Below are 12,567 nucleotides of genomic sequence, written 5' to 3' on the forward strand. Positions count from 1 at the left end.
CAGTGAGTCTGTGCTAGCGTGCGTCAGCCAGCGTGATGTCGTTGTTCGCTTTGAGGACGCTGGCCAAATCGACCCAGCAAAGACCTTCGTCAGAGTATCCGCGAGCCATTAAGAGCATGGACCTATCACCACCGGGTCGCGAGTGTTGAATGCGAATTCCATTGTCCAAAACCGATCCGTCGGCTCAGCCGTTCGGTGGACTCAGCGGTTGCTCTGTCACGGCTGGCACGGTGATCAGCCGAAACATCGCGATTGTTATCGTTGCCCGGCGAACAAACTCAAAACCATTGATGTTTCTTTCCTTATCGCACGTATCGGTGATTCACTTCGGTTTCCCCAACACAGCGTTCCACTATGGGGTGCAGGCGGAAATACCAACAACGCGTTGTGCTTCACAATACGTTTTGCTTCACAATACGTTTTGCTTCACAATACGTAACGGAGCGGCAAACATTTGTCGCTATTTTTCACCTAGCAACTTTGCGAGCGTCGGTTCCATTGCCTCCGCCCAAATTTCGTATCCATCGGGATTTGGGTGCAACCGGTCTGGCATGATTGACTTTGGAAGCTTGCCGTCATCTTCGAGAAACTTGTCGCTGATGTCCAAATAGAAAACACGTTTGTCGTCAGCCAGGTTAGAAATTCGTTGATTGATCGCGTCATTAATTAATCGAAGTTCGTCGTCGGCCGACTCGCCGCGAGGGAAAATCGCCAGCAGTAGTACTTTCATATCCGGCAGCTTTTCGCCAAGTTGATCCACAATCGCTTTGATACCAGCAGCCGTCTCTTCAGGAGGATCTTTGCGATGGCCCGTGTTGTTCGTGCCGATCATGACAACCGCAGCCTTGGGGGCAATCCCATCGATCTCGCCATGATCGAGTCGCCACAAAACTTGTTCTGTGCGATCGCCCGAGAATCCAATATTGAAAGCGTTTCGCTTCGAGTAGTATTTTTTCCAAACCGTCTTTCCACCGCCTTCCCATCCGTGTGTGATTGAGTCGCCGATCATTAACAAATCAACCGAATCCAACCCCTTAAGTTCCTTCAGCTTCTCTTCGTGTCGCGGCATCCACCATTGGATCGCCCATTCGGCCGTTTGAACCTCAGGATCCAATGCTTCAATCAGCACCGCCGTGTCTTGAGCAACGCCCTGTGTAAGTAGAATCGAGTGGGACCCCCACAAGAGAAACGGCATGATGAGAACAGCTAAGTGGCGATTCAGGTTCATTTGAAATTCCTTCGAAACTTTACTTGATTGAGGATCCGCGACTCGACAAATTCAAGACGTGAGACGCATGAAAATGCAAGACATCGGGATAGTGGGAGGGAAATTTTGGAGGGATCCGTTATGGTAGTATCGCTCCAATTGTAGCACGAGAGGTTTCGTTACGGGCCTGGACCGTGGAAACATCTTTGTAAGGACAATCGAATTGTCTTCGGTCACGTGTGGTCACATATTATTTAGCCAAACAGATGCTAGTCACTCCCCATTCAAATCGTCGAAATCGTACCATGGCGCTGATCCTTGCGGGGATCACTACCATGCTTGTCGCGATCGTTGGCTATTTCAATCCATACGCATTTCTCGCTTTTCCGCTTGTTGTTGCGGTCTACTGGATTGTACGGCGAAGGACTCAGCAACGTCTGAAGGTCATGCAATCTCCGTTCCCTGAGGTTTGGGAACAGGAACTACAATCACGGGTCGATTTCTTTCGAGCACTCGACGAGGCTAAGAAAGATCGCTTTCGAAACCTTGTGAAGGTATTCCTTGATGAAAAACCAATCACAGGTGTTCGCACGGATGTCGACGAGGTATGTCGCGTTTTGGTTGCCGCCAGTGCGGTGATTCCGATCTTTGGATTTGACGATTGGGAATACTCAAGTCTAGGAGAGATTCTGATTTATCCAGGGTCATTCGATTCGGATTATCAAACGAGCGGTGGCCCGGGCCAAAATACGTTAGGTATGGTCGGAGTGAATCATCTCAGCGGCGTAATGATCCTTTCTAAACCTGCCCTGATAGCGGGTTTTTCGAATTCAGGCGACAAGCGAAACGTCGGCATTCATGAGTTTGCTCATCTTGTCGACAAGGCGGACGGATCGGTCGATGGACTTCCAGCAGGGATTCCTAAGGAAGTTGTACGACCGTGGATTGAATGGGTCGGTGGGGAGTTAAGACGACCGGTTGATGGCAGCGAACACATCGATGACTACGCCTTTACAAACGAAGCGGAATACTTTGCCGTACTGACGGAGTATTTCTTTGAAGCCCCCGCCATCTTGGCCCAACGCGATCCCAAGACGTACAAGATGATGGAGTCGATGTATCGTCAGAATACTCGATCCCTACTATCGCGGTCTATTTTCTCGCGTCCCAAACGTGTGGGACGCAATGCACCATGTCCATGTGGAAGCGGAAAAAAATACAAGCGATGTTGCCGACTGCGTCGCCAAAAGGGATTGCCGCGAGTAGGGTGAATTGTTTGAAAACAACCACGCAGATCGCGGATCGGATTTGGCGTCACGGTTGTCCTCAACGTCTCCGGGTTTGACCCTTCATTGGGATGTTTGGAAGACCATCGTAAACAGAGGGGCGAGGCCTCACGACTTTCCAAACCGTCTTCTGCACGATTTCAGCTATCACCGGATCGAGCGTCCCATAGGGTTCCGTTGGCAAACCAACCGGCGACTGATTGAGCATTACCGCGTAAAACGTACATCCAACCAAATACGACCCCATCTCGTTCAGATGAATGCCGTCACGATACAGTTGGTAGATGCTCGTGTAGCCTTCGACTTGGCCAGCTTGCATCATTTTGTGAAGTGCCAGCATCACGTCGCCAACGGGGACAAGTTTCGGAGGCTTCTCTAAGAACGGTGTCACCGCGCGGACTTCATCCAACAATTGATCGAAATAGTCGCGAGTCTCGTTCGTCGCATCCCAGCCACCCGTGTATTTGGCGTTGAAACGATCTGCATACGAGTCTGCTTTGGATAGATCCGCTCCGCTGCCAGGATTTGCGGGATCGTAGTCGTTCTTGTCGAATTCGAGGCTTTTGCCGCTGCTGGTAATGCGTGGCCATCGCGCGTAAATGTAGATCTGAACTTCGGGGTTCTTCTTTGCGGCGCGTTCGGCCAAGTCACGAATCATTTCGACGTCGCCCCGTTCTTCGCCCTTCTCATTCTTGCCGTGCAAGTGCCGATCAAAAGGTTGTACCGAAATGGCATCCCAAGTGAATTCCCCAAGAGCCTTTGGATAATGTCCAAACGGTTGCTCTGCGAAACCACTATCCGGATGATCATAGATCCACTCTAAAGGCGCACCGGGAATCATGTGCCTGCCCCAAATGATGGACTGGTCACGTGATTCCGCCAACTCAGCAAAGGCTCCGTACCGGATCGTATCCGTAACACTGTTGCCGATAAAATAGACTCGCAACGGTTGAGCGTCATTCTCTGCCGAAACCTGCCTATAAGCAGGCAGACATATCGTAAAAAGCAGGGCAAATCGTAAATACATCGAAGAATCCTCTTTTGTGTTGTTTCGTCGATCGGGGACACGATTGCTATAAACTACTTGGAAACACAACCGCTGTGGGCGTCACTCACGCCTCCGTTGAGAAAGAGTTGCTGTGTTAGTTGAGCTACTCGGGAAGAACGAATCCCAGAAGCCAACGGAATCAGGACGCCTAACCAATTGGCAGCGTCGGACGTTTCGAACTCGTCATGCGACCGTTGCATTCACGTTCCGAAAACCTGAAATCAATGGCCATGATGTCATCGAAGCTCTTCGCGAGATTAAACGGCAGATCGGTGAAGATGGCGTGGTCTGATGAGTTTTATAATCCATGAATCCCCACGTTTGTTCCTCAGCCATGCGGTTCTTGAAAATGTTTCAACACCTTGTCGGCCGGCATTGCTTCGCGGAATCGCGTTCATACAGAATGTGTCGTTGCCGCCTGGATGGATTGCTCGCCAATCATCAAAGACTCGCCGTAATTTGGCAGAAACGGGAACACGGCGGGTGGAACGTTTCCCTTTGACACGTTTTTTTCGCGAATCGTCATGTGGGTGGCATCGAAGTCGCATAGTTTCGACTCAAGCAGTTCGCTGCGTCTTGCCCCAATGTGAGCCGCAGTGAACAGCATTGGGAAATAAAGGGATGTGAAGCACTGGTTCGAACAAATTCAAGTAGCTCATCGATTTCGTGACTTTGGGGGAATAAGCAATCCCAGAGATCCTCGACTTCGGCATCAGACATTCCGCCTCGTTCCAATTGAGCGATGATTTCGTCCCACGTTTGAAAACGTGGTTTCTCGGACGACTTCGGGTAGCGAAGACCTTTGTTGGGAAACGGAGTCATGACCAATTTCTCGCCCAAGGCCCAGTTCCGGATGCTTCGCAGGGTTGCCAGTTCCTTTCGGATGGTCGTTGGGCTAACGGTGCGAACACGATTCCCCGGCTCCTTAGATCGCTTTGTGACGTACTTTTGCAGGTCTTCACGGACGAGATGCTGGATTCGGTATCGGCGACCGAGGTGCCGCTCTAAATGACGCTGGTGGATCTTCATCCCTTTCAGGGTCGTGTCTTCGAGGGCGTCGGCGGGCAATTGGTCGTAGAACGTCTTGAAGAGTTCGGACAGATTGACGCTCCGCACGACCTTTGGCTTGCCATCGAGCCGCTCATTGGATAGCAGAAAGGTTGCCACATCGGAGTTCTGTGGGATCTCCAGCCGTCCACTCTCAACCAGACGCATGTTTTCAATCAGCCGGTGCAGCCGTCCATCGGCTTGGGACTGGACTTTTGTTTTGAGGGATCGTTTGAACTTCTTGCCGCCGAAACGGAAGCTAAGATGGAAATTTCCAGACGGGTCAGTTTGCAGCCAAGCCATGATTCGCACTCCGAAGGGTATCGGAGTGAGTTTGGACGAGGCAGCGTCCTGCTCGATCAACTTGAATGCCAACTTGAGCCGCGTACTTCTTGACCACATCAAGAATGGACTGCTGACTCACGCTCCGACGCTTCGGCGTGCGACGACCGTTTTCAAACGGTGCAAATTTAGGGTTTGACGCCACGCTAAATCCGATCCCCGACATTTTCAGCCAGCAAATGAAAGAAGCTGCCGCTTCGAAGAGGGGAGCGGATGTCAATTCCTGCTCTCTCTTCGAGCTCGGTCAGCAAATCCGTGGCAGACTCTTTCAAGATCCTTGTCATTGTGGTGGCTTGCTCTGCTTGGATAGCTCAGGATGCTTTGCCAGTGGGCGATCAGGATCGCTTTGAAAGCCAAGTTCCATCTGTTCGGGCATGGTGAAGAACACTGCCAAGGTTCCTGTGCAAATGCAAGCAAATCAGGCAGGTTTTCAATACGCCAGCAAATCTACTGTCGGGTATAATCAGTTTTCGCTAGCAATCAAAAGGGAGTGCGGTCGTGGACGATGACGAAGAAGAACACCGTGAATTTCTGTCTTTCTTAGCCGACATGATTGGGGACGAAGACGAGTCCACTGATCGAGGGCTTAGCATCGAAGAGATTCAAGCGGAGAATGAAGCTGTCGAAAGAAAAATCCTCCAGATGCACAAGGATTCGCTGGATTTACAAATAGAAAGAGAACGCCGAGCCTGGCATCAAAACACCGATTGGATCATCTCTCAAATGATCACTGAAATGAAGAAGACGCCAGATAAGGATGACCGGGAGGAATTAGTGAACCTGATTTTGAACGTTCACGAGCAACGAGCGAATTGGGATCGAGTTCGCGACCTCATTGACCCCAACAAAACCAACTTCACCCACCCACTACCTGATCCGCAGCTCCCCGGCGGCGACGCGGAGGACGGAATCAATGGGACGTGAGTACTGTCGCCGTGACGTGCGACGAATGATCTCGCTGCGATCAGCTCCGCGAAGCTTTGCCGGTGGCATCGTTTGCATAGAGAATGGCTTGCTCGGCATCCCATCGACCAACAGGCGAGCATAGGCTTGGTACTTCGGTAACGCGACTAAGTCAGGTGGTGTCACGTCGCCCGCCAGTTGCGGAGCAAGGACCTCCGCGTCGGTCGTGCCGACCTGGAAACAAAGCATCGAGCCCACGTTGCCAAAAACCGCTTGCCGAGTCCCCTCCTCCATCTGATCGAGGAACTGATTCGCCAAGATTAGATTCAAGCGATACTTCCGAGCCTCGCTTAGTATCGTGCCAAAAGAATCGGTCGCGAAATTCTGAAATTCATCGACGTACATGTAAAAATCTTTCCGTTGTGCTTCAGGCACGTCACTGCGACTCATGGCAGCCTGCTGCAGTCCCGTGACAAGTAACGCGCCCAGCAGGGTGCAAGCATCCTCGCCGATACGGCCTTTGCTGAGATTCACTATGACGATCCGTTCTCGATCCATCGCCTGACGTAGATCAATTCGGCCTGGCACCTGGCCGACGATGGATCTGAGCAATGGACTAGCCAGAAACTGGCCAACTTTATTCTGGATGGGGGCAACGGCTTCCTCTTTCCACTTAGCCGGTTTGTTGGCGAATTCATCAAGCCAAAATGCTCTCACCAAAGGGTCGTCAACCTGGTTGACGATCGACTCGCGAAACTTCTCATCGCTGAGCATTCGCATCAACGAAATCAGCGACGTCCCCTTCACCTCCACCAAAGCCAAAACGGAATTGCGAAGGATGTGTTCTAGCCTCGGCCCCCAACTATCTCCATACAGCTTCTTGAATGCAGAAACGACACCTGACGCGGTCAAGCTGGTGTCGGTTCCCTGCCCGCAATGCAGCGGATTGCAAGCCGGCGGGAACGCGCGCTCGCCAGCGTCGAGAAGTAAAACGTCTCCCGTTCGGTGCTTCGGAACAAACTTCAGAACCTCATCGGCCAGGTCTCCGTGAGGGTCGATCAAACCCACGCCACGACCCGCCGCCATGTCAGACACAATCAATTGCTGCAGCAAAGTCGACTTCCCCATGCCGGTTTTCCCGATGATTGCCAAGTGGCGACGTCGATCGTCACGTTTGATCCCAAACGGCTGCCGATCGCCACGAAACGCCAGCGTCCCCAGTACAGCCGTCCCCGCTTCCTTTTCTGAGCCGATGTGCAAGGGAGCTTCCAGCTCCCTCGAGTCGTTGGTTTTCATCTTCGTGGCTTTAACATTCACGGTCGAAGGGTGCCATATGGTGGCAAGCTCGACATCATTTAAAGCGAACATAAACGGATAGAACGGGATCGCGTAGAACGACGCCGGCGTCCCAGATTCGTACTGACCAAACACCGCACGCACTTCACTAAGCCGCTCTTTGGCAAGACGTGACTCGCGACGTGGTGCGTCGACACTGACGCGTAACCGGCAGCGATAAACCTGATGGTTCGGCTTCTCCGGATCCCCCTTCTTCTCGCACCTGCGAGCGAAAAGTTTACGTCTCAAAAACGAGAGAGGCTTGCACTGCAATGCGATCATTGCCCGAACCGGATTGCCGTCGGGAGCGATCGCAGCCAAGAGTGAAGCGATCGGATCGGTTACCGAGCGATCCGCTTCATTCCAAAACGCACCGTACGGCCGCAAAGAGAAGTAACACGGCCAAAGTGTCAGGGACTTCGATCGCCGACGGTTGATCGGCTTGAGAATAGCGTCGTCTGTCTTGGAAATCCTCAAGTCCGGGTAAGCTGCCTGCAGCTCTCTGCCGATCGCGTGGTGATGCTTGGCCTTGCACTGCACGGCCAGCGTAGCGGAACCATCCACAGGCAAGACAAGAAGCGTGAACGGGTAACGCCCAAGGTTGGCAAAGACCTGCTCGCTATAGCGAATCCCCCTTTCGTTTCCGGCCGTGGAAGTCAACACGAGTAGCAAAGCCAAAAAAGACTAGCACTCGCCGTCACCAAGAGCAAAGCAATGCCCATACTTTGAGACGGGCACCGTGCCGCCACCGTACGGCATCCACCGAAACGGAAGCGTTACTCTCGAAACTGCTTGAGTTCTGCCAAAACATCGTCCAGCTCGGCTGCACTCAACGTATCCTGGGAGCTGCGGCGAACCGTCAGGACATAAACGGTGTTGTCCTGGATGGTGTAGATCGCCCGATACGTCTTACGTGTTCCCACGCCAACGGGCTGTTGCCGGAGTTCCAAGGATCGCTTGGAGTTCTCCAGTACCAATTCAAAAAGAATCCATGAAGTCCGTGGTTTGAGGCGAGTCGGCTGGATACACCTGCTGACCAGGCCGTGATCTCGATCTCTCGATCGGTCACAATCAATCGCTCTTAACACGTTGACACCTCAAACCACGGAACTGTCCCATGATAATCTGTTCGCTCGACCTCGGCAAGTTCAAGTCGGTGGCCTGCTTCTTCGATACCGAAAATCAGACCTACCGATTCGAAACCATCCTCACCAAGGTCTCTCACGTCAATCACCTGTTCGAGTCCAACGATATCGACCTCGTCGTCATGGAAGCCTGCGGCCCGTCCGGGTGGATCAGCGATGTTTGTCACCAGAGAAAACTCAAAACCATCGTCTGCAGCACCAACGACGAAGCATGGTCCTGGAAGAATACCAAGCGAAAGACCGATCGAGACGACGCACTGAGGTTGGCCAAAATGGCCATGATGAAAGATCTTACGTCCGTGCACGTCCCTAGTCCCGAGATCCGCGAACAGCGAGCGATCATCAAGTATCGAAAAAACCTCGACTACCGGATCACCCGAATCAAAAATGGCATCCGCTCGACCTTCGCCAACCGCGGCATCGAGATCGACACTGGAGCACGAGCCTGGAACACCGGCCGCGCCCACATCGACTCCCACCGCAAACCAATCGACCAGTGCGGCCCCGATGACCTCTGGAAGGGACAACTCGACAGCGAACTGAAGCAACTCGATGAACTCATCACCGAAATGGAATCGATTGAACAGCGTCTGGAGCTGTTCGCAGTCGACAACGCTCACATCCAGCGAGTGATGACGATCCCCGGCGTGGGACGCAAAACCGCTGAGATGCTCGTGGCGACAATCGATGATCCGCACCGCTTCAAGAGCGCCCGCCACATCTCTAGCTATCTCGGGATGACACCCCGGCAGTATCAATCCGGTGAGATGGACCGCTCCGGAAGAATCAGCAAACGCGGCCCACGGATGCTGCGAAGTATGTTGTTGGAATGTGCCTGGGCGAGCCTGCGTTACAACGAGTGGAGCAAGTTGACGTTCAAGCGTATCCACGGAGGCTCGACCACACGCCGTAAAAAAGCGGGCATCGCACTGGCTCGCAAGATCGCGGTGGTTGCTTGGGCCATGATGAGGGACGAAACGAACTGGAATGCGTCGAAGCTGATTGCCGATGTGGAGCAAGTTGGTGCCCCCGAACCGAACGATGAAGACGCCACGGAAAAAGCCAAGACAGGCAGCAAGGAAGAGGCACCTCGCAACGGAGCAACCGCCCGTCCGCTGCAGCGTGCCAAGCCGAAGCCGCCCGGGCCGATTCACAGCGAAGAGCCCAAACGAGCAGCGAGCCAACCGAAGAAATCGCCACGGCGCAAAAGCCGTCGCTCACCCATGAAAACCTAACCCAAGCCACTGGCCTCTGTTCCGAGGCCACGCTTCCCTCGAGGGACCACGAATGTCTGACCGAGGCAATCTGCCAACCAGATCAACCTCGAGATAACGAATGTGACAATCGAGGGAAGCCTTTTCAATCCACCTTTCACCACCCAACCCCGCGTCGCTCCCGGATCGCGACTGACCGACCAAGACGTCCAAGAGAAGAAAGCTTGAGCCCGATCAGGACTCTGCCTTCGCCAAGATCACTCACCCGCGTGGCCCCAGGATGCTGTTCGTTCTGGCTAGGTCGTGACAAAGACTGTGACTGGCGATGACCCGAACGCGATAAGCACACGCGATCGGATCATACAGCAGTAGCCAATGAATCAAGCCGACTCGTTAGTACTGCAAGGAATGATGAGACGACGCTGTCACTGACAGACTTGGCTGGCCAAGTCAAAGCGTCGACACCTCGAATAGTCGTATAGTACCGAATCGGATCTCGCCAAATCTCACGAACGCCAAAGTCGGAGGCTCGCCACATCCACACCTCTATCGCATGAAGAAAACAACAGAATCTCTGATGTAGAAAAACTTCCAAAAAAGCGGCCAGTCGCCACTGGTCAAACCACGGACTTCATAGTCGCTCTGGCATCACCTGTAGGCTTTCGTGTTGCTTCTTAACGGCAGCGGACCAGGCTCGAGCCTGCTCAAGAGACTGGTGTTCGGTCGCCCAGCAAGAAGCAAACGCCAAAATGTCCTCAAGTGAACGAGGAAGCAATTGGACGGTGAATTTCATGTACCGAACTTAGCAACAAGTTCATCGTCGATCTTCTGGAACGCTTCATCGAGCGGGATGCCCTGCCCGGCTTCCATTTGAGCAATCCCCTCGTCGATCGCCGCCAAGTCTTCGCGCTCGCGAAGCGCTTGCATGGCCCGTTCGTGAACGTCCAAGTCAACAACAACAAACACACGGTTCGGGTCGCTGGTATCCACAACAGGCAATTTGTCGCCTGAGGCGTGCAGCGCCTCAGCGAGGTCCGATGTAAGTGGTTTAGGATTCATGCTCAAAGTATAGCACGCTGCCCCGCGAAAGTCACAAGTAAACCCGCCCCTCGTGTGCGAACAGCTCAGGGCGGGAGACCTGTCGAAGCCCTTTTCCCTCAGCCGGATTCAAGCCTTTTCCGCAGTCGGCGACAGCCGAAGTCCGCGAGTCCGAACGCGATACCACATCGCTACGAAGCGGAGAGTTCCCGCGGCGCGGGTGGTAAAGGGTGAGGAGCTGGGCGATACCAAACCCCAACCATACACGAAATTCCCGCAGATGCTCGGTTTGCTATTTTGGTGGAGGGACGCGAGCCGATCGAGATTTCCTCGGAGCTGGTTCAAGACTCTATCGAAGAGGGCGGGAGCTACACTTATGGCGACATCACCCCATTTCTGATCCTGTCCCATGTCCTTCGATGGGCGAATCTTAAAGATGAACTAGGACACGAATCCGTGCTGCACCTGGTTCGACGAGTTGCCAACGTGCGAGTTCCTTTGATAACGAGCGACTACCGAGATCGGGAACGCCTTCAACATGCTGCCCCGATCAGCATGTACTCATTGAAGAGCGGCGGATCGCTGGTTGATCCGTGTAACGGCGTTATCGAACCGATAACGGATGCTCTACGACGTATTGCGTTGGAGGCTCCTCAGGCGTTCCAAACATTCGTCGGGGCGATCATTGACGAGAGTGGGAGCCACTTTCGGTGCTCCACACTACCCTTTATGCAACTCCCAATTTCCTCCTCAAACGCACCATGCTGAAGCCGTTCCGAAATGATCCACTGCGCCCCAGTCATTTGTAATTCAGGTTGACTAGAATTCTTCATGGAAAGAATGATTGGAGCAAGCTCTTTCGAATGCGAATGCAGAGCGTAACGCAGAAAATCGCTAGCGATGTGCGAACTTAGGATCCCATCGCGTTGTTGGGTACTTTCAAGATCACAGCCCGCTAGGAACAGTTGAACGGCCTTGTTGCGATCGAGATTGAGAATCGGAAAGCAAATATTGATTGCACCCATGCGGACAGAAGGTGACCAATCAGTGATCAATAAATTGATGGTTGATTCAAAAACTCTGAAGAGCTCGGGTTTATCGAATAAGACTTGACCGATTGCTCTCGGTTTGTCCAACCGAAGCAGGTTAGTGGCGGGCTTATACAAATCAGCAATGGCCGCGGAATTGCCCTTGTCACCATCGATCGCCGAACGAATCAGCACCGTTTTAGCATCCAGCCGCACTCCGCTTTGCGTGGGCTTACGGAGATTCTCGTGGAAGGCCTGAGGTGCCGCAGTGAGATTCAAATCGTCAAGGAACTCGCAAGCTATTCTCAGATTTGTGGAACGAGACCGGAACAGCGGTTAGAAAAGTGGTTCTTTCATAAAGAACCATCTTCCCTTGTGGCGCCCATGCCGTCAGACGAGCGAGTGCCTCAAGAAAAACAGCCAATCCAGAGATCTCGCTTCCCAATTAAACACTTGCTTGCTTTCACCACGTTGTTGGCAATCTGTGTCGTGCTACTGATCCAAGGTGTTCGACCACAATCTTCGCACTGGGGATTTGGCGTGGCTGCGAGTGTGACAATGATGATCGTCACGTTGCTGTATGGCGGCGCGAAGTTCTCATCAAAACGCGGCTCGATTCGGCGAATCGTTCTTGCGGTTGTTTTGTTAATCGTGATTATTTGGATTTCTTCGATTGGATTCCCTGGTATCAACTGAAAGAGCATCAGCCAAGTCCCGTTCAGCCCTCGACCACTTATTCTCACCCTCACCTGCGGGTGAATAACGAGTTCGCCAACTAGAATTTCAATTCTTGGTGTTGTGACAACGCGGTCCTGCGAATCTCTAACCGATACTGCGGGTGACCCACTCAAGTGTTTTTAGCAATTCGCAGCGTGTCTCGATAGAATGAAATGGGTGCAAATTCGCGGCCGAAGTATCTCTCGGACGGAAAGGCGGTGACTAATCGGAATGTTCTGCCGGAAATTGCGAGTCGC

At 52.9% G+C, this 12,567-nt stretch carries 14 protein-coding genes; 5 read left to right on the plus strand and 9 right to left on the minus strand.

The genetic code is table 11. The annotated features are described in order from the left end of the window. Positions 1 to 460 precede the first annotated feature (460 nt). A complete protein-coding gene (locus CA13_RS29095; protein WP_146402645.1) occupies positions 461 to 1,228 on the minus strand; it encodes a platelet-activating factor acetylhydrolase IB subunit in 768 nt (255 codons plus the stop codon). A gap of 284 nt (positions 1,229 to 1,512) precedes the next feature. Between CA13_RS29095 and CA13_RS29100 the strand changes: the two genes are divergently transcribed. After that, a complete protein-coding gene (locus CA13_RS29100; protein WP_419194970.1) occupies positions 1,513 to 2,478 on the plus strand; it encodes a M90 family metallopeptidase in 966 nt (321 codons plus the stop codon). Positions 2,479 to 2,533: 55 nt separating this feature from the next. Here the strand turns inward: CA13_RS29100 and CA13_RS29105 are convergent, their stop codons facing one another. Next, positions 2,534 to 3,520: an SGNH/GDSL hydrolase family protein gene (locus CA13_RS29105; RefSeq protein WP_146402649.1), complete on the minus strand. Its 987-nt coding sequence runs from the start codon at positions 3,518 to 3,520 to the stop codon at positions 2,534 to 2,536. 112 nt (positions 3,521 to 3,632) lie between these two features. Here CA13_RS29105 and CA13_RS29110 point away from each other — a divergent pair, with 112 nt between their 5' ends. Continuing rightward, complete coding sequence (locus CA13_RS29110; RefSeq protein ID WP_146402651.1) at positions 3,633 to 3,833, plus strand: hypothetical protein; 201 nt, start codon at positions 3,633 to 3,635, stop codon at positions 3,831 to 3,833. Between the two features lie 230 nt (positions 3,834 to 4,063). Here the strand turns inward: CA13_RS29110 and CA13_RS29115 are convergent, their stop codons facing one another. Beyond that, positions 4,064 to 4,891, minus strand: coding sequence for a hypothetical protein (locus CA13_RS29115; RefSeq protein ID WP_419194971.1), 828 nt, complete (start codon positions 4,889 to 4,891; stop codon positions 4,064 to 4,066). Next, on the minus strand, positions 4,872 to 5,150 hold the full coding sequence (locus tag CA13_RS35835; RefSeq protein WP_419194972.1) for a hypothetical protein: 279 nt from the start codon (positions 5,148 to 5,150) through the stop codon (positions 4,872 to 4,874). The genes CA13_RS29115 and CA13_RS35835 overlap by 20 nt, the downstream gene beginning before the upstream one ends. A 278-nt stretch (positions 5,151 to 5,428) precedes the next feature. Here CA13_RS35835 and CA13_RS29120 point away from each other — a divergent pair, with 278 nt between their 5' ends. Further along, positions 5,429 to 5,854, plus strand: a complete 426-nt coding sequence (locus CA13_RS29120; RefSeq protein WP_146402654.1) for a hypothetical protein — start codon at positions 5,429 to 5,431, stop codon at positions 5,852 to 5,854. Here the strand turns inward: CA13_RS29120 and CA13_RS29125 are convergent. Both CA13_RS29125 and CA13_RS29130 read right to left on the minus strand, forming a co-directional pair. Then, entirely contained in the window at positions 5,798 to 7,831 is a 2,034-nt protein-coding gene (locus tag CA13_RS29125; protein ID WP_146402656.1) for a type IV secretory system conjugative DNA transfer family protein, read from the minus strand. The two genes, CA13_RS29120 and CA13_RS29125, sit on opposite strands and share 57 nt — an antisense overlap. A 113-nt stretch (positions 7,832 to 7,944) precedes the next feature. Continuing rightward, on the minus strand, positions 7,945 to 8,145 hold the full coding sequence (locus CA13_RS29130) for a hypothetical protein (protein ID WP_146402658.1): 201 nt from the start codon (positions 8,143 to 8,145) through the stop codon (positions 7,945 to 7,947). Between the two features lie 140 nt (positions 8,146 to 8,285). Here CA13_RS29130 and CA13_RS29135 point away from each other — a divergent pair, with 140 nt between their 5' ends. Beyond that, on the plus strand, positions 8,286 to 9,548 hold the full coding sequence (locus CA13_RS29135) for an IS110 family RNA-guided transposase (protein WP_146402660.1): 1,263 nt from the start codon (positions 8,286 to 8,288) through the stop codon (positions 9,546 to 9,548). A 337-nt stretch (positions 9,549 to 9,885) separates the two neighbouring features. Here the strand turns inward: CA13_RS29135 and CA13_RS29140 are convergent, their stop codons facing one another. The 3 genes from CA13_RS29140 to CA13_RS29150 form a co-directional block, all read right to left on the minus strand. Then, entirely contained in the window at positions 9,886 to 10,065 is a 180-nt protein-coding gene (locus CA13_RS29140; RefSeq protein ID WP_146402662.1) for a hypothetical protein, read from the minus strand. Positions 10,066 to 10,316: 251 nt separating this feature from the next. Beyond that, on the minus strand, positions 10,317 to 10,586 hold the full coding sequence (locus CA13_RS29145) for a PIN domain-containing protein (RefSeq protein WP_146402664.1): 270 nt from the start codon (positions 10,584 to 10,586) through the stop codon (positions 10,317 to 10,319). 632 nt (positions 10,587 to 11,218) lie between these two features. Then, positions 11,219 to 11,788, minus strand: coding sequence for a hypothetical protein (locus tag CA13_RS29150; RefSeq protein WP_146402665.1), 570 nt, complete (start codon positions 11,786 to 11,788; stop codon positions 11,219 to 11,221). Positions 11,789 to 12,046: 258 nt separating this feature from the next. Between CA13_RS29150 and CA13_RS29155 the strand changes: the two genes are divergently transcribed. Then, complete coding sequence (locus tag CA13_RS29155) at positions 12,047 to 12,289, plus strand: hypothetical protein (protein ID WP_146402667.1); 243 nt, start codon at positions 12,047 to 12,049, stop codon at positions 12,287 to 12,289. The last annotated feature ends 278 nt before the right edge of the window (positions 12,290 to 12,567 follow it).

Source organism: Novipirellula herctigrandis (assembly GCA_007859835.1).
GTDB classification, from domain to species: Bacteria; Planctomycetota; Planctomycetia; order Pirellulales; family Pirellulaceae; genus Novipirellula_A; species Novipirellula_A herctigrandis.

What these genes read in the sequence shown, in the direction of transcription:
- CA13_RS29100 (WP_419194970.1), top strand. Translation starts at nt 1,513, where the DNA reads ATGGCGCTGATCCTTGCGGGGATCACTACCATGCTTGTCGCGATCGTT.
- CA13_RS29135 (WP_146402660.1), top strand. Translation starts at nt 8,286, where the DNA reads ATGATAATCTGTTCGCTCGACCTCGGCAAGTTCAAGTCGGTGGCCTGC.
- CA13_RS29140 (WP_146402662.1), bottom strand. Translation starts at nt 10,065, where the DNA reads ATGTGGCGAGCCTCCGACTTTGGCGTTCGTGAGATTTGGCGAGATCCG.
- CA13_RS29145 (WP_146402664.1), bottom strand. Translation starts at nt 10,586, where the DNA reads ATGAATCCTAAACCACTTACATCGGACCTCGCTGAGGCGCTGCACGCC.
- CA13_RS29095 (WP_146402645.1), bottom strand. Translation starts at nt 1,228, where the DNA reads ATGAACCTGAATCGCCACTTAGCTGTTCTCATCATGCCGTTTCTCTTG.
- CA13_RS29115 (WP_419194971.1), bottom strand. Translation starts at nt 4,891, where the DNA reads ATGGCTTGGCTGCAAACTGACCCGTCTGGAAATTTCCATCTTAGCTTC.
- CA13_RS29105 (WP_146402649.1), bottom strand. Translation starts at nt 3,520, where the DNA reads ATGTATTTACGATTTGCCCTGCTTTTTACGATATGTCTGCCTGCTTAT.